Origin of the sequence: Pseudoalteromonas sp. APC 3691, from assembly GCF_030408135.1 — a bacterium.
Taxonomy (GTDB): Bacteria; Pseudomonadota; Gammaproteobacteria; order Enterobacterales; family Alteromonadaceae; genus Pseudoalteromonas.
The window spans coordinates 1-18,205 of record NZ_JASDCB010000022.1; the positions used below are offsets into that span (position 1 = coordinate 1).

The 18,205-nt window shown below is 40.2% G+C and carries 17 protein-coding genes and 1 pseudogene; 4 read left to right on the top strand and 14 right to left on the bottom strand.

All coding sequences use genetic code 11. The annotated features are described in order from the left end of the window. Positions 1-183: pseudogene (locus tag QL998_RS09095) on the top strand (ISAs1 family transposase); the annotation flags it as partial. Here the strand turns inward: QL998_RS09095 and QL998_RS09100 are convergent. The 3 genes from QL998_RS09100 to pomA form a co-directional block, all read right to left on the bottom strand. Beyond that, positions 170-670, bottom strand: a complete 501-nt coding sequence (locus QL998_RS09100; protein WP_290192556.1) for a hypothetical protein — start codon at positions 668-670, stop codon at positions 170-172. The pseudogene QL998_RS09095 and the gene QL998_RS09100 sit on opposite strands and share 14 nt — an antisense overlap. Before the next feature lie 151 nt (positions 671-821). Then, positions 822-1,742, bottom strand: a complete 921-nt coding sequence (locus tag QL998_RS09105; RefSeq protein ID WP_007587113.1) for a flagellar motor protein MotB — start codon at positions 1,740-1,742, stop codon at positions 822-824. A gap of 2 nt (positions 1,743-1,744) precedes the next feature. Continuing rightward, positions 1,745-2,512, bottom strand: a complete 768-nt coding sequence (pomA, locus tag QL998_RS09110) for a flagellar motor protein PomA (protein WP_007587114.1) — start codon at positions 2,510-2,512, stop codon at positions 1,745-1,747. Between the two features lie 321 nt (positions 2,513-2,833). On the opposite strand from pomA, the gene QL998_RS09115 reads away from it, so the two are divergent. The 3 genes from QL998_RS09115 (at position 2,834) to dxs (ending at position 5,934) form a co-directional block, all read left to right on the top strand. Then, positions 2,834-3,076, top strand: a complete 243-nt coding sequence (locus QL998_RS09115; RefSeq protein ID WP_002961738.1) for an exodeoxyribonuclease VII small subunit — start codon at positions 2,834-2,836, stop codon at positions 3,074-3,076. Between the two features lie 2 nt (positions 3,077-3,078). After that, a complete protein-coding gene (gene ispA / locus QL998_RS09120; RefSeq protein ID WP_182196926.1) occupies positions 3,079-3,966 on the top strand; it encodes a (2E,6E)-farnesyl diphosphate synthase in 888 nt (295 codons plus the stop codon). A 105-nt stretch (positions 3,967-4,071) separates the two neighbouring features. After that, on the top strand, positions 4,072-5,934 hold the full coding sequence (gene dxs / locus QL998_RS09125) for a 1-deoxy-D-xylulose-5-phosphate synthase (protein WP_010554578.1): 1,863 nt from the start codon (positions 4,072-4,074) through the stop codon (positions 5,932-5,934). 72 nt (positions 5,935-6,006) lie between these two features. Here the strand turns inward: dxs and QL998_RS09130 are convergent, their stop codons facing one another. The 11 genes from QL998_RS09130 to thrC form a co-directional block, all read right to left on the bottom strand. After that, on the bottom strand, positions 6,007-9,093 hold the full coding sequence (locus tag QL998_RS09130) for a ligand-binding sensor domain-containing diguanylate cyclase (protein ID WP_182196924.1): 3,087 nt from the start codon (positions 9,091-9,093) through the stop codon (positions 6,007-6,009). Positions 9,094-9,130: 37 nt separating this feature from the next. After that, complete coding sequence (locus QL998_RS09135; protein ID WP_182196916.1) at positions 9,131-9,616, bottom strand: phosphatidylglycerophosphatase A; 486 nt, start codon at positions 9,614-9,616, stop codon at positions 9,131-9,133. Continuing rightward, complete coding sequence (gene thiL / locus QL998_RS09140) at positions 9,613-10,587, bottom strand: thiamine-phosphate kinase (RefSeq protein WP_024596289.1); 975 nt, start codon at positions 10,585-10,587, stop codon at positions 9,613-9,615. The genes QL998_RS09135 and thiL overlap by 4 nt, the downstream gene beginning before the upstream one ends. A 46-nt stretch (positions 10,588-10,633) precedes the next feature. Continuing rightward, a complete protein-coding gene (nusB, locus tag QL998_RS09145; protein ID WP_002961751.1) occupies positions 10,634-11,044 on the bottom strand; it encodes a transcription antitermination factor NusB in 411 nt (136 codons plus the stop codon). A gap of 15 nt (positions 11,045-11,059) precedes the next feature. Further along, positions 11,060-11,524, bottom strand: coding sequence for a 6,7-dimethyl-8-ribityllumazine synthase (gene ribE / locus QL998_RS09150; RefSeq protein ID WP_002961753.1), 465 nt, complete (start codon positions 11,522-11,524; stop codon positions 11,060-11,062). A 100-nt stretch (positions 11,525-11,624) separates the two neighbouring features. After that, positions 11,625-12,737 (bottom strand): bifunctional 3,4-dihydroxy-2-butanone-4-phosphate synthase/GTP cyclohydrolase II, encoded by a 1,113-nt coding sequence (ribBA, locus tag QL998_RS09155; protein ID WP_024603846.1) that lies wholly within the window; start codon positions 12,735-12,737, stop codon positions 11,625-11,627. A gap of 29 nt (positions 12,738-12,766) precedes the next feature. Further along, complete coding sequence (locus tag QL998_RS09160; RefSeq protein ID WP_024596291.1) at positions 12,767-13,420, bottom strand: riboflavin synthase; 654 nt, start codon at positions 13,418-13,420, stop codon at positions 12,767-12,769. A 16-nt stretch (positions 13,421-13,436) separates the two neighbouring features. Next, positions 13,437-14,570 carry a bifunctional diaminohydroxyphosphoribosylaminopyrimidine deaminase/5-amino-6-(5-phosphoribosylamino)uracil reductase RibD gene (gene ribD, locus QL998_RS09165; RefSeq protein WP_024596292.1) on the bottom strand — a complete coding sequence of 378 codons (1,134 nt, stop codon included), beginning with the start codon at positions 14,568-14,570 and terminating at the stop codon, positions 13,437-13,439. A 2-nt stretch (positions 14,571-14,572) separates the two neighbouring features. Continuing rightward, positions 14,573-15,022, bottom strand: a complete 450-nt coding sequence (gene nrdR, locus QL998_RS09170) for a transcriptional regulator NrdR (protein WP_002961761.1) — start codon at positions 15,020-15,022, stop codon at positions 14,573-14,575. Between the two features lie 368 nt (positions 15,023-15,390). Continuing rightward, positions 15,391-16,647, bottom strand: a complete 1,257-nt coding sequence (gene glyA, locus QL998_RS09175; RefSeq protein WP_024599866.1) for a serine hydroxymethyltransferase — start codon at positions 16,645-16,647, stop codon at positions 15,391-15,393. Between the two features lie 269 nt (positions 16,648-16,916). Next, positions 16,917-18,200, bottom strand: a complete 1,284-nt coding sequence (gene thrC / locus QL998_RS09180; protein ID WP_024599868.1) for a threonine synthase — start codon at positions 18,198-18,200, stop codon at positions 16,917-16,919. Positions 18,201-18,205 lie beyond the last annotated feature (5 nt).

Here is an 18,205-nt window from a genome sequence, read left to right on the forward strand (position 1 = left end):
GATGAATCGAGAATACGCAAACTTCAAGGGCCATTAATGTTTAATGTAATGCGAAAGATAGCCATGGCGCTTTTTAAACAAGATGCATCTAAGTCAGCAAGTATGGCGAGGAAAAAGAAAATGGCAGGGCTAGACGATGATTACCGCTCAACCCTGCTAGAGTCTGGGATTAAAATGCGCTAGCCGTGCTAGCTGGGCTTTTTTTGTCTTTTGTTAAAATATAAATAAGCGGAAGATAACAAACAACAACGGTGCCTATATTAATAAATGGCAATAAGGTTTTATAAATGTATGTACTATAAGAAAGATCCCATAAATGGCGGTCGACTAATCTAAATAGCTGTAAAATTGGTGCCATAATAACAACCAATTGACCTAATACGCATTGCCATAAATAAACCTTATCTTTTAAACCCAGATATGCGATGAGTGCCATCCAAGCAATATCATTAAGGGCCCAAACAAGGTATCGATAAACATAAATCCCATTATCAAACTCTTTCAAGTAAGGATGAATAATGGTTCCATATAAAAAAAAAGCGGCTGTAATTAAAGCGAAACGCAGGGCCAAATAATCTTTTCTAAAATAAAAGATGAAAATAGCAGGGCTTAAAATAAACACCCAACTAGTATCTAATATCAATATAGTCTTTAAAAACCATTCAGGCATTAGAGTTAATCAAGTTTTTTTTCATCATCGTCATTACCACCGCCATTTCCTGGCATATGACTAAACTTATCGACCTTTTTCATAAACTATTCCGTTACATTTGTTAAAGAAAGCATACTTTATGATAAATAAGTGTGTTTGCCAATAAAAGTTATCTTACATCTATAGGAGCTGACTCTTTTGCTTTACCTTGTAGTATAGATATTTCTACTCGGCGATTCCTGCGGCGATCTTCATCGGTGTCATTCGGTACAAGTGGTCGTGTTTCAGCTCGACCAACCACCATCATTCGGGTTTTATCAAAGCCTTGAACTTTTTGTAGCTCACTGGCAACGGCTACTGCCCGCTTTGATGATAGGTCCCAATTGTTAATATATAACTCATTCGATACCTGAAAATCATCTGTATGGCCAGATACTGTTATTTCACCAGGTACATCTTTTAACAGCACACCGATATCTTGAATTATAGGTTTAAACTTAGGTTGTAAAAATGCACTACCTGAAGGAAATGAACCATTCTCTCTAATGCGAATAATTATTTGCTGCCCTAAAGACTCAAGCTCAATTGCGCCATCGATTATTTGCTTTTCAAGCTGCTGCGCTATCTTTTTAACAAGCTCGTTAGTTTGTTCCTGATCGGCTGCTGAAGTTGCTTGCTCAGAAGATTCTTCTTGTGAGGTACTACGAGATTCGCCACCGCGTTTATCCCCGCGCTGTTCTTGCCTGCCGCCTGCTGAGCTTTCATCGCCAGCCTGAAACTCTAACATTTGTTGAGTCATTTCGACTGTTTGCTGCTGAATGGTTTCTATTGGGGTTGGCTCTGGTTTGCCTGGGGTAAACTCCATGGCAATAACAGAGGTCCCTTTAGGGATGTCTTTTACTTCAATTTTATTCTGCACACCGAAAGCAAACTTCATAGAGCCCGCAATTTGTTTAAACTTAAGTACATCCATTTCTGAAAACGCGAGCAAGAGTACAAAAAAGCACATTAAAAGTGACATTAAATCGGCAAACGTTCCCATCCATGCAGGTAGACCTGGTGGTGGACATTTGCACTCTTGATCAGACATAGTTACTCCTCGGTATCTACTTTGCGTTTAGATTCAGCTAAGTAATTTTTCAAAATACCTTCGATTACTTTTGGATTTTGACCATCTTGTATACCTAAAATAGCATCCAAAATTAAACGCTGATTCATAGCTTCCTCGTCTTTACGCAGTTCAAGTTTTACCTGAATAGGAATTGCCACGACATTGGCTAAAAACGCGCCATATAAAGTTGTTAATAGTGCTACTGCCATTGCCGGACCAATTGCCTTTGGGTCATCCATGTTAGACAACATTGCAACCAAACCAATTAGAGTACCAATCATACCCATTGCAGGCCCTATATCAGCTAACGACTTAAATAAACCCGCGCCCAATTCATGGCGAGTCGTGGTTAGAGAAATATCTTTTTGAAGTGTAGCGCGAACTACATCTGCGTCGTGGCCATCAACGAGCATATCGACGCCTTTGCGCATAAAGGGGTTTGGAATTTCAGCTTCTTCGAGTGCTAAAAAACCGCCTTTACGAGCTGAATCCGCAAGTTCTACTGCTTTTTCGATAAGTATTTCTGGCGTTTCGATTTTAAACATAAACGCTTTGGCAACAACTTTACCTATCCCCAAAAATTGCGACATAGTGAAGTTTGATAAAACAATAAAGAGTGAACCACCAAATACAATAACCACAGACGGGGTATTGTAAAACATAGCCATTTCACCGCTACTACTCATAAACATAGACATGACAATTAAGCCAATTGCGCCTAGGATCCCGATTATGGTTGCTAAATCCACATTTCCTCCAGAAGTTTCATGCTTAATGGCCTTATCATAAACTTTTATTATTAACTGCTTATCGGCAACATATTGAATTGCTTAAGCCATTTTTATAAATAAACATAAAAAGCAGCCTTTAGCACTATCTTAGATCAAGTTATAAAGGCTACCTAATTATCAATTGATTTATTAAACCAACAGACCGCCATTAAGGCTTTATTAATGCACTTGAAATATAATTTAACGTTATAAAGGTAAAAAACCAATATCATCCTTTGACCTAGTTTAGCATTCCCCCTAAAATTGACCCCTAAATTTATTATGTAAGCTGAAATAAAGATGGCGACTAAAAAACCTGAAAACTTAAGTTTCGAACAAGCACTAGAAGAATTATCTACAATCGTTAGTGACATGGAACAAGGTGACTTATCGCTTGAGCAATCGTTAAAGCAATTTGAGCGTGGAATTGCATTAGCAAGTGCTTCATCAGGGAAATTACAGCAAGCAGAACAAAAAGTATCAATTTTGATGGGAAATGGCGAAAAGTCAGTACTTACAAATTTTGATAATGATATGGAATAGCTGTGAGCATAAAAAATCATATTGAACGTGCTCAAAAAGATGTAGTAGCGACCTTACAACAGCATTTTAACCAGCCTCTCGATACAGAAGAAACGGTAAATAACGCCACCCAGTATGGATTATTTAATGGCGGTAAAAGATTACGTCCATTTTTAGTTTATGCCACAGGTAAAATGCTCGGCGCAAACCATCAAGACTTAAACGTACTTGCTGCTGCAATTGAGTGTATTCATAGCTATTCGTTAGTCCATGATGACTTACCAGCAATGGATGATGACGACTTACGCCGCGGACGCCCTACTTGTCATATAGAGTTTGGCGAGGCAAATGCAATTTTAGCCGGTGATGCTCTTCAAACTCTTGCTTTTGAGCTTATTGCGAATCACAAATTTGAATGCTCATCGCAAACACAAGTAAAAATGATTGCTACACTTGCCCACGCATCAGGCCTTCAGGGTATGGTTGGCGGACAAGGCCTTGATATAGCAGCAACTGATAAAGTAATTACCGTACAAGAGCTTGAGCGAATACATAAGCTAAAAACCGGAGCTCTAATTAATTGCGCAATTACACTTGGTGCACTGTGCAGTGAAAAGGCTGATCAACAAACCTTAGAAAATTTAAGTGTTTTTGGGTATGCTATAGGGCTAGCATTTCAAGTACACGACGACATTTTAGATGTTGAAGGCGATACAGTTATTTTAGGAAAGCCACAAGGCTCCGATATTGCCGCGAATAAAGCGACATATCCGGCGTTATTAGGTATGCTAGGCGCTAAAGAAAAGGCGCAAAATTTAATACAACAAGCCCATGAAGCGTTAGCAAATATAGATGCTGACACAACACTTCTTGCGTCGCTAGCAAATTATCTAATTGAGCGTGACCACTAATTTTTGCTCATACGTATTGCAATTAGCACTGACATTATTACTCAACATTAATTATTCGTAAAAGCTTTGAATTAATTAATGTTAGCGAAGGATATATATAAAACCATGACACTTGATAGTAGCAAGTATCCATTACTTAATTTGGTTGACGAGCCAGCCCAATTGCGTGACTTAGCGCAAGACAAACTCCCTGCATTTAGCAATGAGCTGCGCGATTATTTACTCAACTCAGTATCGCAAAGTAGCGGTCATCTAGCGTCTGGTTTAGGGACGGTTGAACTAACCGTTGCCCTGCATTATGTTTATAACACTCCAGACGATCGCCTAGTTTGGGATGTGGGTCATCAAGCTTATCCGCATAAAATTCTTACTGGTCGTCGCGAGCAAATGCACACCATTCGCCAAAAAGACGGTTTACACCCTTTTCCTTTTCGCGATGAAAGCCAATACGATACGTTTAGCGTAGGCCATTCAAGCACCTCTATTTCAGCTGCCTTAGGTATGTCTATTGCTGCACAAAAAGAAGGTAAAGGTCGAAAGTCTGTAGCCATTATTGGTGACGGAGCTATAACCGCAGGCATGGCATTTGAAGCGATGAATCATTTAGGTGATGTAAAATCAGACATGCTTATTATTTTAAATGATAACGAAATGTCGATTTCTGAAAATGTTGGCGCATTAACAAATCACTTTGCTCGAATTTTATCAGGTAGCTTTTATACTAACATTCGTGAAGGTAGTAAAAAGTTACTCTCAGGAGTGCCTCCGGTAAAGCAACTTGCCAGTAAAATGGAAGAGCACATTAAAGGCATGATGATCCCGGGTACCTTCTTTGAAGAATTAGGCCTAAATTACATTGGTCCCATTGATGGTCACGATGTAAACATGCTTGTAGATACATTACGTAATATGCGTAATTTAAAAGGCCCACAGCTTTTACATATAAAAACCCAAAAAGGTAAGGGCTACAAACCGGCTGAAGCCGATCCTATTGGCTATCATGGTGTACCAAAATTCGATCCGAGCACAACTAGCCTACCTAAATCTAAACCTAGTGCTGCTACTTTTTCAAAAGTATTCGGCGATTGGTTATGTGATATGGCCGAACAAGACAGTAAGTTAATGGCTATCACGCCTGCAATGCGCGAAGGTTCAGGCATGGTACGTTTTTCTAAAGAGCATCCAGATCAATACTTTGATGTAGCTATTGCTGAGCAGCATGCCGTTACTTTAGCCGCTGGCTTTGCCTGTGAAGGTTTAAAACCTGTTGTTGCTATTTACTCAAGCTTTTTACAACGTGCGTATGACCAATTAATACATGATGTTGCACTGCAAAACTTACCTGTATTATTTGCCATTGACCGCGCTGGTATTGTTGGAGCCGATGGTGAAACTCACCAAGGTGCGTACGATTTAAGCTTTATGCGCTGCATTCCAAATATGGTAATTATGGCACCAAGCGATACCAACGAATGCCGCCAAATGCTATACACCGGTTATAAAGCAAACTGCCCTGTTGCAGTTCGTTATCCTCGAGGTAGTGCAGGTACTGCAGACATTGAAAGCACTATGCAACTGCTTGAAATAGGTAAGGCAGATACAATTAAGAAAGGCAGTAAAATTGCCATTTTATCGTTCGGTACATTACTTGAAAATGCACAGCTTGCTGCAGATGAATTAGATGCAACGCTTGTTAATATGCGTTTTATTAAACCACTTGATACCGCACTTTTAAATGAGCTTGCAACTAGCCACGATGTAATTGTTACGCTTGAAGATAATGCGATTGCTGGCGGTGCCGGCTCTGCAGTTAACGAATTCTTAGCAACGCAAAAAACTGATATTAATATCCTTAACTTAGGTATTCCTGATGAGTTTATTAAACACGGCACTCAAGATGAAATGCACGATGAAATGGGGTTAGGCGAGCAAGGAATATTAACCGCTATTAAAGCGTTTATTAATTAACTTCCTATACATCTAAAGTTGAGCATATTAAAAAAGGAGCCTAGGCTCCTTTTTAATATCAAATATTGCTGATCAGCGCATCCACACTTTAATATCAGCTAGGCCATTGCTTTGTAAAATACCTAATTGTTGATCAACGTTAGAATTTTGTTCAAACTCAAATGCATCAAGCTGATCATCAAACGTAATATTTGCAACACCATCACCACCGCGCTTTTTAACTTGGTGCAATGAAATATCTGCTAGGTTAATAGATGTCTCCCAGCTAATTACCTGCCCACCCAAAAGTGGTAATGGATAAAATGACCAACCAATTGATGCCGTGATATTAGTTGTTTTTCCATTTGGTAATTGGAATGAATTAGCCGCTATTACTTTACAAAGATCTGAAGCATAGCTGTCTATTTTATTGCATTTAAAATCACGTAATAATAGTAAAAACTCATCACCACTCCAACGTGCCACATAGTCAGAGCCCTGCGTACGCGAATTTAACAATGCAGCCATTTGCTGTAAGCAGCTATCACCTGCAATTGGGCCATACGCATCGTTAATACGGCTGAAGTTATCAAAGTTAATAATTACCAGCACCAGTGACTTACCTTGTGCCTGCAGCGACTGTGAATTACGTTGAAAGTGCTCAATATCTTTAGGGAGTTGATCAAACAAAAAGCGGCGACTACGTAGCCCTGTTAGCTCATCTGAGTGACTCACTAATTTAAGCTGTGAATTCACTTGGCCTAATTTATCATTAGCTTGGCGAAGCTCTAAGGTACGCTCAGTGATTAAGCCCTCTAATGCTTCTTGTTTTCTGCGCTCTTGTGCTCTAAACACCCAAAAAATGAGATAAAAAAGCAAAATAAAACCACTGGTAATTAAAAGCCTAAAGTAAATTGTTTCGTCAAAGCGCTCAGGCACTACAAAACCGTATTCTACATCTTGCGCTTTAGCCCAGTCTTCACCTTGGCGCTTAGCTTCTAATTGAAACAAAAACGAGCCAGGAGGCAAGTTAGTATAAATAGCTTCACGTCGCGTATTTGCATAGCGCCAATCACTATCTAAGCCACTTAGTTTATATCTAAATTCAATGCTGTTTGGTGCATAGTAATCAATAGCTGTGTAAGTTAGCGTTATATCACGCTCGTCTGTTTCTAATGATGGTTTTTTACCAAGCGCAGCGGTAGTTAAATGACGAAGTGGCGTTGTTATTGTCTCTATTGTTGGCTTTAATGCAAGCACACCAAATAGCTCTACATTTTTAGGTATTTCAACAACACCTTGTAAGCTTGGGTACCAAATAGAATTTCCGGTGTCTGCTACCGCATCATGCCCAAGTCCACTACAACATTGATTCGCTTTACCATCAAGTTGACGGTCAAAAGATGAAATTACTTCTTCAACTTTTAAGCTTTTTATTTCTGTTTTAAATTGCTCTACAGGCATTCTGTAAACACCTTTCATGGTGCTTACCCAAACATGCTTTAACTTTTCATCATATTCTAGGCTAAATATAGAACCATACGGTAAACCATTAGCTGCATCGAGCTGACGCCATTGCCCTTGCGTACTTCTGTAAAAAAGCCCGTCGTTAAGAGAGCCGATTAAAATACCCACGCCATCTATATGTAGCACGCTAGTTACGTATGCGCTTTCAAGTGTTGTTTGGTCGCCAATTTTTTCAATGCCACGGTCTGTAAAGTAATATGCGCCCTTACTAGTACCAATCACACCAAAGTTTGTTTTATCTAATACGTAGGTAATAAACTTACTACCTAAAAAAGCGTTATAGGCAAAAGGCGTTAAACCAGCATAATTTAATCGATATAAACCGCGTCCGGTACCAATCCAAAAGCCGCCTTTACTAGAGCGACTTATTGCAAATACCGGATTATCGCGAAGTGCTCGACCTGGGACGGTGTAAAGTGTCTTGTTTTCAAAAACAAATAAGCCGCGCCCTGTGGCTATATATAATCGCTCACCATCAAATTGTAGATCGTGTACTGATGCGTATCCATATTTACTACTTGGGACTAAATTAATAAAACTTTTATCTAAATCGAAATAACCAATGCCGCTTTTATTCGCAACCCACAGTTTACCATCGGGTGCTTGGCTAATAGCCATAACAGATTCGGTCATGTTTGAAACTGCTGAATGCCTTTCGACTCGTCCTTCATGAGCAAGCCACAAGCCTTCACTAAAGCTTGCTAACCAAACGTTATTTTTATCATCTCTAAAAATATCAGCAAACCATATACTTTGATCGAGTTGGCTAGGCTCTACCCATTGCCACTCACCGGTTTTATCTCTGAATAATAAGCGTCCATAGGTCGAAACCCACAAGCCACCATCGGTATCACTCATAAACTTATAAACGGCTGAGTTATTTGCATTAGGTAGAGGAAAAGGTCTTAGCTCGTCATCTAAATCTAAAAAGTATGCACCTAGCTCAGAAGCTATATACAAATTACCATTTAAAAATGATAAATCGTGCACTATGGTTTGCGCTAAGCGCTCTGGTAAAGATATTTTTGCGGTAAGCTCTAAACGTAGTTTAGAAAAATCTGATGAGTTTTTTGTAAGGCGTAATAAATGACGATCATTAACCAGCCAAATGCCTTCAGGAGAGAGTGCCATTTGGCTAACAGAGCCAACTATTTGTGTGATCACAGTAGCATTAACAATAGGTAGAGGACCATTTACTTCAGTGCGTAAATCAACTTGCCCTCTATCTACATAGTATAAGCCGTTGGCCGCAATCCATATGCTACCTTTAGAGTCCTCAAGAATATCCCTTACTGGACCTTTAATATTAAATTCTTGTGCTGCAAATGTGGCTGGGTTAATAACTACCAAGCCACTTTTAGTGCCTACCCATAACAAACCACTAGAATCGACTAAAAGCTTATTAACACCATTACTAGGCAAGAATGGACTATTTTGCGTGTTGTAATTTGTAAATGTTGTACCATCAAAACGGCTTAAACCAAATTGCGTACCAAGCCACATATAGCCTTGCTGATCTTGCACAACACTTTTAAGTGATTGCGACGGTAGGCCATCTTTTATATTCCATTGCTTAACTACGTAATCAGTAATTGAAGCCCAACTTGGCGTCGCGCACAACATAAGTACACAAACCAGTAAAAATCGCATCATATTGCTGCCACCTAGTTAAACAAATCAAATATAAAAATTAAAAGGGCAGTAAACCCACTTTTATTAACGCTTGTAAACATATAAGCGAAAAAATACCCGCAAGTATATCGTCGGCCATTATACCTAAACCGCCATGTACTCGTTTGTCTAGCATACGGATTGGGCCGGGTTTTGCTATATCAAAAAAGCGAAATAACAAAAAACCTACGAGTAATGTTTGCCAGTTAAGTGCTGCGCCAATCATAGTGATGTAATAACCCGCCACTTCATCCCATACAATAGCAGGATGATCGTGCACGCCTAAATCATCAGCCGTTTTACCGCACGCCCATATACCAAATATACTGATCACAACGGCAAATACAATTTGCAGCCATAACGGATAATACATGGTCATAAAAATGAATGGCAATGCAGCAAATGTACCAAATGTACCGGGCGCTTTAGGGGCAAGCCCAGTCCCAAAGCCCAGACCAAAAAACTGATGTGGACGCTTTAAATTAAACTTGCGGTTATTGTTCAAACCAGCTCCTTTGCAAAGTGCTCAAAACCCTGCGGTTCAAAATCAAACTTTTCACCGTTGTGTAAAAGCTCAATTTGGCCATCGCCACTTTTAACTTGGCCAATGCATGTTGCATCTACACCATACTGGCGTAGCTTTATTTCTAACATACTTTTATTGCTATCAGGGACCGTAAAAATTAATTCGTAATCATCACCGTAACTGAGAATAAATGGCAGCTGCTGATTAAAATCAAGGCTTGCTTGCATCGCATCTGAAGTTGGAATACTTTCAATATTCACCACTGCACTTACTTGTGACATATCGAGTATATGACTTAAATCAGCGATTAAGCCGTCCGACACATCAATAGCCGATGATGCTAGGCCTCGTAATACCTGCCCTGCAGCAACACGTGGGGTTGGAAAGTCAAAGCGTTTATTTACGTACTTTAAATGCTCTGGCTCAATACTTATACCTTGCTTGCGAGACTCAATTGCAAGTCCAGCGTCACCTAGCGGACCCGTAACATAAATCCAATCACCCACTTTTGCGCCACTACGACGAAGTGCAGTACCTTCGGGCACAGTCCCTTTCGCACAAATAGTAATAGTTAATGGCCCCTGAGTAGTATCGCCACCTATAATCTGCACATTAAAATATTCAGCAATTTCATGCATGCCATCAGTAAACTCTTCAATCCACTGTGGGTCAATACTTGGCAAAGTTAACGCAACTGAAACCCAAGTTGGCTCAGCGCCCATGGCCGCTAAATCACTTAAATTAACAGCAAGCGCTCTGTGACCTAATGCACGAGGGGAAATATCATCAAAAAAGTGTACGCCAGCAACAAGAGTGTCTGTTGTAACGGCAAGTTGGCAGTTTTGTGGAACGGTTACTAAAGCGCAATCATCCCCTATACCTAGGTTTACATCACGACGGGTGATACCGCGACCTTTAAAGTAGCGGTTAATTAATTCAAATTCCTTCATACACAAAAAAGCCGGCCTATGCCGGCTCCCCTCTTTAACGGTTTACTTACTTGCGTAAATGCTTAACAGCTTTATCAAGTACACCGTTTACAAATTTATGGCTGTCTTCAGCGCCAAAAATTTTGGCCAGCTCAATACCTTCGTTAATAGCAACTTTATAAGGTACGTCTTCACGGAACTTAAGCTCATAGCTGCTTAAACGTAAAATTGCACGCTCAACCATATCTAAGTCATCAAACGGACGTGTTAAATGTGGTGATACAGCTTCGTCTAGTTGCTTGTAATTTACAGCAACACCCGTCGCTAGATCTTTAAAGTATTCAACATCAATTTTAGTAACGTCTGTTTCGATCAACATTTGTTGTTCGATATCGGCAATTAAATTGCCACTTATTTGCCAAGAATAAACGGCTTGGAGTGCTAAGATACGTGCTTTACGTCTTGCTGCTGGTTTCACAAAAATTCCTTAAACTTAAATTTTATCTAACACATTAACCATTTCAAGCGCGCCTAAAGCAGCTTCGCCGCCTTTATTGCCCATTTTGGTGCCAGCACGCTCAATTGCTTGTTCAATGCTTTCTGTGGTTAATACGCCAAATGCAACCGGGATATCATACTCAAGTGATACTTGCGCAAGACCTTTGTTTGATTCGCCAGCAACTAGGTCAAAGTGTGGTGTACCACCTCTGATCACTACGCCTAATGCGATGATTGCATCATACTCTTTTTTTGCCGCAACGCGTTTAGCCGCTAAAGGTAATTCTACCGCGCCTGGCACATAAATAACGGTAATGTCGTCATCTGATACGCCACCTGTGCGTTTTAGCTCATCAACAGCACCTGCAAGGAGGCTGCTACCAATAAAGTCATTAAAACGAGAAATGACAATGGCAAATTTTTTGCCTGGAGCGTACTTATTACCTTCAATAATTTTCATTTGATAACCCTAAAAATAAGTTCAAGCGGTTGCGATTGCGCAAAAATTGCTGCGCATCATACCATAAAAATAAAATAATAGCCTAGTTTAAGCGTGATGCTTATTGTGGCTCAACGTAATCAACAACTTCTAAATGAAAGCCCGAAAGTGCATGGTACTTTTTAGGGCGACTCATTAATCGCATTTGTTTAATTCCAAGATCGGCAAGTATTTGCGAGCCTACGCCAACAGTACGAGATGTACCTTTGAATTTACGTGGCGTAACGCTTTCGCCGGCATCAGCTGCTGCAAATGCTTTCACAGTTGCCTCTAACTCTTCAGTGCTTTCTTGCTTACCTAAAATAACTAAAGCACCTTCATTTTTAGCGATATAAGCCATTGCTTCTGAAAGGCCCCAGCTACGGTCAGCACTTCTGTCTGAAAGTAGAATATCGTTAAAGGTACTTTGCAAATGTACACGTACATTTGTCGGCTCTTGATCTTTTATATCGCCTTTGAGCAATACGTAATGTAATTGGCCGTCAATTGTGTCTTTGTAAGTAACTAAATCAAATTCACCATGAACAGTTGGTAACTTACATTTTGCTACTTGCTCAATTGTTGTTTCGTTTAAGTTGCGGTATTCTATTAAATCAGCAATGGTGCCAATTTTAATATCGTGCTCTTTCGCAAAAACTTCTAAATCAGGGCGGCGTGCCATAGTGCCATCAGCATTAAGTATTTCAACAATAACAGATGATGCTTCAAGCCCAGCTAAACGCGCTAAATCACAGCCAGCTTCAGTGTGTCCTGCGCGAGTTAATACGCCACCAGGTTGCGCCATAATAGGAAAAATATGTCCAGGCTGAACAATATCACTTGGGACTGCGCCTTTAGCTATAGCCGCTTGCACTGTACGCGCTCTATCTGCTGCTGAAATACCGGTTGTAACACCTTTTGATGCTTCTATCGACATTGTAAAGTTAGTCGAAAATGCTGCACCATTGTTTTTAACCATTAACGGTAAATCAAGTTGCTCGCAACGCTCTTGCGTCATGGTTAAACAAATTAAACCACGGCCATGGGTAGCCATGAAATTAATCGCTTCTGCGCTAATATGCTCAGCAGCTATTATTAAATCGCCTTCGTTTTCTCTATCTTCATCATCCATTAAAATAACCATTTTACCGGCTTTAATATCGTCGATGATTTCTTGCGCGCTGTGTAAATTCATAAATTTGCTCGTGTAAGTTGTCAGTTTCGTTATTTAATAAAACCCGCTTTAGCGAGTAAGCTCATCGAAATATCAGAGCCCGTTGGTTGCTCTGCACCCTTTATAAGGCGCTCTAAATAACGTGCAATTTGATCGACTTCTAAATTAACTTGGGTACCTACTTTAAAATGAGCAATTGTGGTTTGCTCACTCGTGTGTGGGACAATTGTTAATTTGAATTTATTACCCTCTACAGCGTTTACTGTCAGGCTTATACCATCAATACATACCGAACCTTTGTAAGGAATGTATTTCATTAAATTTTCGTCAGTTGTAAGCCAATATTCTGTTGCTCTGGCGTTTGCTGTAATACTTGTAATTGTTGCGATACCATCAACATGGCCAGACACTAAATGACCGCCTAAACGAGAAACAGGTTGCATGGCTTTTTCAAGATTCACCGTTTGTCCTAAAGCATAGTGAGCAAAACCGGTCAAACTAATCGTCTCATTAGATAAATCCGCACTAAAACCATCAATATGTTTATCAACTACAGTTAAGCAAACACCATTAGTTGCAATGCTGTCACCTAACTTTACGTCTGTCATATCAAGATCAGTACTTTGGATACGAATGGCTAAGTCGCCTTGTTTTTTTTGTAATAAAGCAATTTTGCCTGTGGCTTCTATTATCCCAGTAAACATAGCACTACTCTTTTTATTAAGTGATTTTAATGAGTTTTGACGCGGTGATACGTAAATCGTCACCAATGCGCGCACATTCATTAAATGTTAAATCAACGGTGTTTTGCATACTCGTCAATTCAGGAAAATTAACTAAACTTTTTGCATCATGGCCCATTAGTTTAGGCGCTAAATAAAAAACAAACTCGTCAACTAAATTAAGCTCTGTCATTTTACCAGCAAGTGTTGCGCCAGCTTCAAGCCAAACATTATTAAACTGCAGTTGCCCAAGTTTTTCTAAAACGGCTTGTAAATCAACTTTACCGTTACTTTCACTGACTTCAATATGCTTTACAAAATGCGGCCATTGCAATGATTTATCAACCTTAGTCGTAAATATTATTACATCACTTTGGATTTCAAATAAAGCAAGGTCAGGTGTTAAACGGTTTTGAGAGTCAATTATAACACGCACGGGCTGGCGAAGCGGCAAATCAGTAGGCAGTGTGCAAGGCAGCTCACTTAGTCGCACATTAAGTTTAGCATCGTCTACTAGCACTGTATCGGCACCGGTTAAAATAGCGCAGCTTTTCGCTCGGTATAATTGTACGTCTTGTCGAGCAGCAGGACTTGTGATCCACTTACTTTGCCCATTTTTAAGCGCCGTTTTACCATCAATACTCGCTGCCATTTTGCAAATCACATAAGGTAAGCCTTGTTCCATACGCTTAAAAAAGCCAACGTTAAGTGCGCGAGCTTGTGATTCGAGTAACCCGTAAGCAACGTCAATACCCGCGTCGCTCAGTATTTTAAGGCCTTTGCCAGCAACTTGTGGATTTGTATCAACCATAGCGGCAATTACTTTTACCACACCGGCAGCTTTTAAGCCTTCGGCGCACGGTGGCGTACGGCCATAATGACTACACGGTTCAAGCGTTACATAAGCCGTTGCACCTTGTGCATTTTTTCCAGCGACAGCCAGTGCATTTACTTCTGCATGGCCTTGACCTGCTAATTGATGAAAACCCTCACCAATTATTTGATTATTTTTAACTAAAACACAGCCAACATTAGGGTTAGGTGTGGTAGTAAACCGGCCTTTTTTGGCAAGTTCTATGGCGCGTGCCATATACATTTCATCATGTTCAGTAAAAGGAACTTGGCTTTGCATTGTTACTCCCCTAAGCGGGCAATTTCTTCGCCAAATTCGCGTATATCTTCAAACGAGCGATAAACAGAGGCAAATCTTACATACGCTACTTTATCGAGCTTTTTGAGGGCTTCCATAATGCATTCACCAACCAAATGGCTTGAAATTTCTCGCTCGCCTGTAGCACGCAACTGCGATTTTATTATATTCACAACTTCGTCTACTTGCTCTGTGCTCACTGGGCGTTTTTCGAGTGCGCGATTTAAGCCATTTAATAATTTATCTTCGTTAAATGGTTCGCGGCTGCCGTCTTGTTTAATAACACGAGGCATAACCAGTTCAGCGCCTTCAAATGTAGTAAAGCGCTCGTGGCAGTCGTTACACTCACGACGCCTGCGAACTTGATGGCCTCCGCCAACAAGGCGTGAGTCAATAACTTTAGTATCTTTTGCGGTACAAAATGGACAATGCATAGCTCGGTACTTCCGTTTTAAAACAAAAAAGACCGCTAAATAGCGGTCTTTTATCTTAGCAAAAAAATAGGGCCTGTTGACCTTTCAGGATTAAATTTGTTCTATCTAGGGGCGATTTAATCGCGGCGCGAGGTTTGTAACCTAGTGGGCTAAGTAAAAACCGAGCAACAAAGAGTAAATCGCCCCTAGGACGAACCCGAGGGCAGTGCATGTTTGGCATTTATGCTGCGTTATCGCCTATTTGTGTGGAGTAACCACACTACATAGACTCTGCCTTGCCTAAAAACCAAACATACTACTGCAAATTAAACCTCGAAAGATAAACAGGCCCTTAGCCTATGTGCTCTCAATTACTGCTGCTTATGCAATTAAGCGTAAACAGGTAATTTTGCACAAATTGCTTTAACTTTTTCTTTAACTTGCGCCTGTACAGATTCATCAGTGATGTTATCTAGTACGTCACAAATCCAGCCAGCAAGCTCTTTTGATTCTGCTTCTTTAAAACCACGGCGAGTAATTGCAGGAGAACCAATACGCAAACCAGATGTTACAAACGGTGAACGTGGATCGTTTGGCACTGAGTTTTTATTAACGGTGATATTAGCGTTACCAAGGGCTGCGTCTGCATCTTTACCAGTAATATCTTTGTCGATTAAATCGAGTAAGAATAAGTGGTTTTCAGTTTTGTCAGATACGATTTTGTAGCCACGTTCTTGCATAACTGCGACCATTGCTTTTGCGTTTTTAACAACTTGTGTTTGGTATACTTTAAACTCTGGTTGAAGTGCTTCTTTAAATGCCACTGCTTTTGCTGCAATAACATGACATAAAGGACCGCCTTGACCACCAGGGAAAACAGCGCTGTTAAGCTTTTTGTAGATTGCTTCGTCGCCACATGCAGAAATAATCAAACCACCACGAGGGCCTGCAAGTGTTTTATGCGTAGTTGTAGTTACAACGTGTGCATGAGGAACTGGGCTTGGGTAAACGCCTGCCGCAATTAAACCCGCAACGTGAGCCATATCAACAAACAGATAAGCACCGATTTTGTCAGCAATTTCACGGAATTTAGCCCAATCAACAATACCTGAGTACGCTGAGAAACCACCAATGATCATTTTTGGTTTGTGCTCAAGTGCTAGTGCTTCAACTTGTGCATAATCAATTTCGCCCGTAGCTTCATCTAGTCCGTATTGGATTGCGTTGTAAAGCTTACCAGAAAAACTTACGTGAGAACCGTGAGTTAAGTGACCACCATGAGCTAAGCTCATACCTAGTACAGTATCGCCAGCATCTAATAATGCTAGAAAAACAGCTGCATTTGCTTGCGAACCAGCATGTGGCTGTACGTTAGCGTAGTCAGAACCAAATAATTCGTTAGCACGGTCAATTGCTAATTGCTCAACAACATCTACATGCTCACAACCGCCATAATAACGTTTGCCAGGGTAACCTTCTGCGTATTTGTTTGTAAGCTGTGAACCCTGCGCTTCTAGTACGCGTGGGCTACAGTAGTTTTCTGAAGCGATTAGTTCGATATGCTCTTCTTGGCGAGCAGTTTCTTTGGTTATCGCGTCAAATAACTCTGGATCAAAATCCGAAATATTCATGCTACGTTCTAACATTGGGGTCTCCTAGGGCAACGTGTATGGTGTTTTTTAGAGGCTTTATTGTACGCTTTAAACGACTCTTTGCCTACGCTCTTAAGTTGAGGATATTTAAACAGGGATTGAAACTATTTCACAGCCCTTTTAAGATGATATTTTTTTATAAAGCCATAATAATTTTAAATGAATTATATTTACTACATTTAATTAGTAAATATAACTAAATGTATTCATCCGTTTAAAGTTATAAAAAAAGCGGCTCAAGCCGCTTTTTCTTGTAATTTAACTTAGCCTAGTTTATCAAGTATTTCGGTACGTAACGCGTCGTAATCGGCGTTCATATCGCTTGCTAGGCATGGTTTTGCTAGTGCATCAGCAAGTGGTTTTGGCATACCTAATTCAATATTTAGAATACCCTCTACGCTTTCTTTAAACTTAGCAGGATGAGCGGTCGCTAAAAAGATACCCGCGGCACCAGGTGCACGATTTTCAACAAGACCTTGGTAAGCAATAGCAGTATGAGGCTCTGCAATATAGCCAGTTTGTTGAATTTTTTTCATCACGGCTTGCGTGTCTTGCTCGTTTACGCTTGTTGAATAAAAATTATCGTAGCTAAACCAGTTATTATCTAACATTGTTTGTACACGCGGCCAATTGTTTGGCTTACTTACATCCATCGCATTTGAAAGCGACTCAAGTGTTGCATTTGGCGTCCAGTTTTTATCAAGCATAAAGCGCGGCACAGTATCGTTTTGGTTTGTTGTTGCGCTTAATTTACCTACAGGTAAACCAATAACCGCACCAATCATTGCGGCGCACACATTACCAAAGTTACCACTAGGCACTGATATATGCGCTGTTGCGCGTTTTTCTTTCGGTAACTGTGCAATGGCTTCAAAGTAGTAACAAACCTGAGCAACTAAACGGCTAATATTAATTGAGTTAGCTGAGTTAAGCCCAAGTGTTGATTTAACTTCTTCATCTAAAAAGGCATTTTTAACTAGCTCTTGGCAATCATCAAAGCTGCCCTCAACTGCATAACAATGAATATTGTTACCTAGCGTAGTAAATAGCTTTTGCTGAGCAAGTGAAATTTTGCCTTTAGGGTATAAAATTACTACGTCGATATTTGGTTTATTGTAAAAAGCATGCGCTACAGCTGCACCGGTATCGCCCGATGTTGCTGTTAAAATAGTTACTTTTTCATCTTTATTAAACTGCGTTAAACACTCTGCCATAAAGCGACCACCAAAGTCTTTAAACGCAAGTGTAGGACCATGAAACAGCTCTAAACAGTATGTGTTATCTTGTACTTCCACCAGCTTAACGGGAAAGTTAAATGCATTTTTAACCATTTGTGCCACAGTATCGCTTGGTAGCTCATCTCCAATTAGGTGAGATAATATTTTGCCGCTGCGCGTAACAAAGTCCATATCAAGCAATGCATCAACATCGGACAGTGGGGCTAGTGATTCTGGAAAAAATACACCTTGGTTACGACCCAAACCTGTTTTTACGGCTTCAACGAACGACACTTTTTGTGAGCTATCTTTTAAATTATGTAATTGCATGACTA

Bases quoted from the DNA above. Each gene is read 5' to 3' on its own strand.
- QL998_RS09100 (WP_290192556.1), bottom strand. From the start codon at position 670: ATGCCTGAATGGTTTTTAAAGACTATATTGATATTAGATACTAGTTGG.
- QL998_RS09105 (WP_007587113.1), bottom strand. From the start codon at position 1,742: ATGTCTGATCAAGAGTGCAAATGTCCACCACCAGGTCTACCTGCATGG.
- QL998_RS09115 (WP_002961738.1), top strand. From the start codon at position 2,834: ATGGCGACTAAAAAACCTGAAAACTTAAGTTTCGAACAAGCACTAGAA.
- dxs (WP_010554578.1), top strand. From the start codon at position 4,072: ATGACACTTGATAGTAGCAAGTATCCATTACTTAATTTGGTTGACGAG.
- QL998_RS09130 (WP_182196924.1), bottom strand. From the start codon at position 9,093: ATGATGCGATTTTTACTGGTTTGTGTACTTATGTTGTGCGCGACGCCA.
- thiL (WP_024596289.1), bottom strand. From the start codon at position 10,587: ATGAAGGAATTTGAATTAATTAACCGCTACTTTAAAGGTCGCGGTATC.
- ribE (WP_002961753.1), bottom strand. From the start codon at position 11,524: ATGAAAATTATTGAAGGTAATAAGTACGCTCCAGGCAAAAAATTTGCC.
- ribBA (WP_024603846.1), bottom strand. From the start codon at position 12,737: ATGAATTTACACAGCGCGCAAGAAATCATCGACGATATTAAAGCCGGT.
- QL998_RS09160 (WP_024596291.1), bottom strand. From the start codon at position 13,420: ATGTTTACTGGGATAATAGAAGCCACAGGCAAAATTGCTTTATTACAA.
- ribD (WP_024596292.1), bottom strand. From the start codon at position 14,570: ATGCAAAGCCAAGTTCCTTTTACTGAACATGATGAAATGTATATGGCA.
- nrdR (WP_002961761.1), bottom strand. From the start codon at position 15,022: ATGCATTGTCCATTTTGTACCGCAAAAGATACTAAAGTTATTGACTCA.
- glyA (WP_024599866.1), bottom strand. From the start codon at position 16,647: ATGTTAGAACGTAGCATGAATATTTCGGATTTTGATCCAGAGTTATTT.
- thrC (WP_024599868.1), bottom strand. From the start codon at position 18,200: ATGCAATTACATAATTTAAAAGATAGCTCACAAAAAGTGTCGTTCGTT.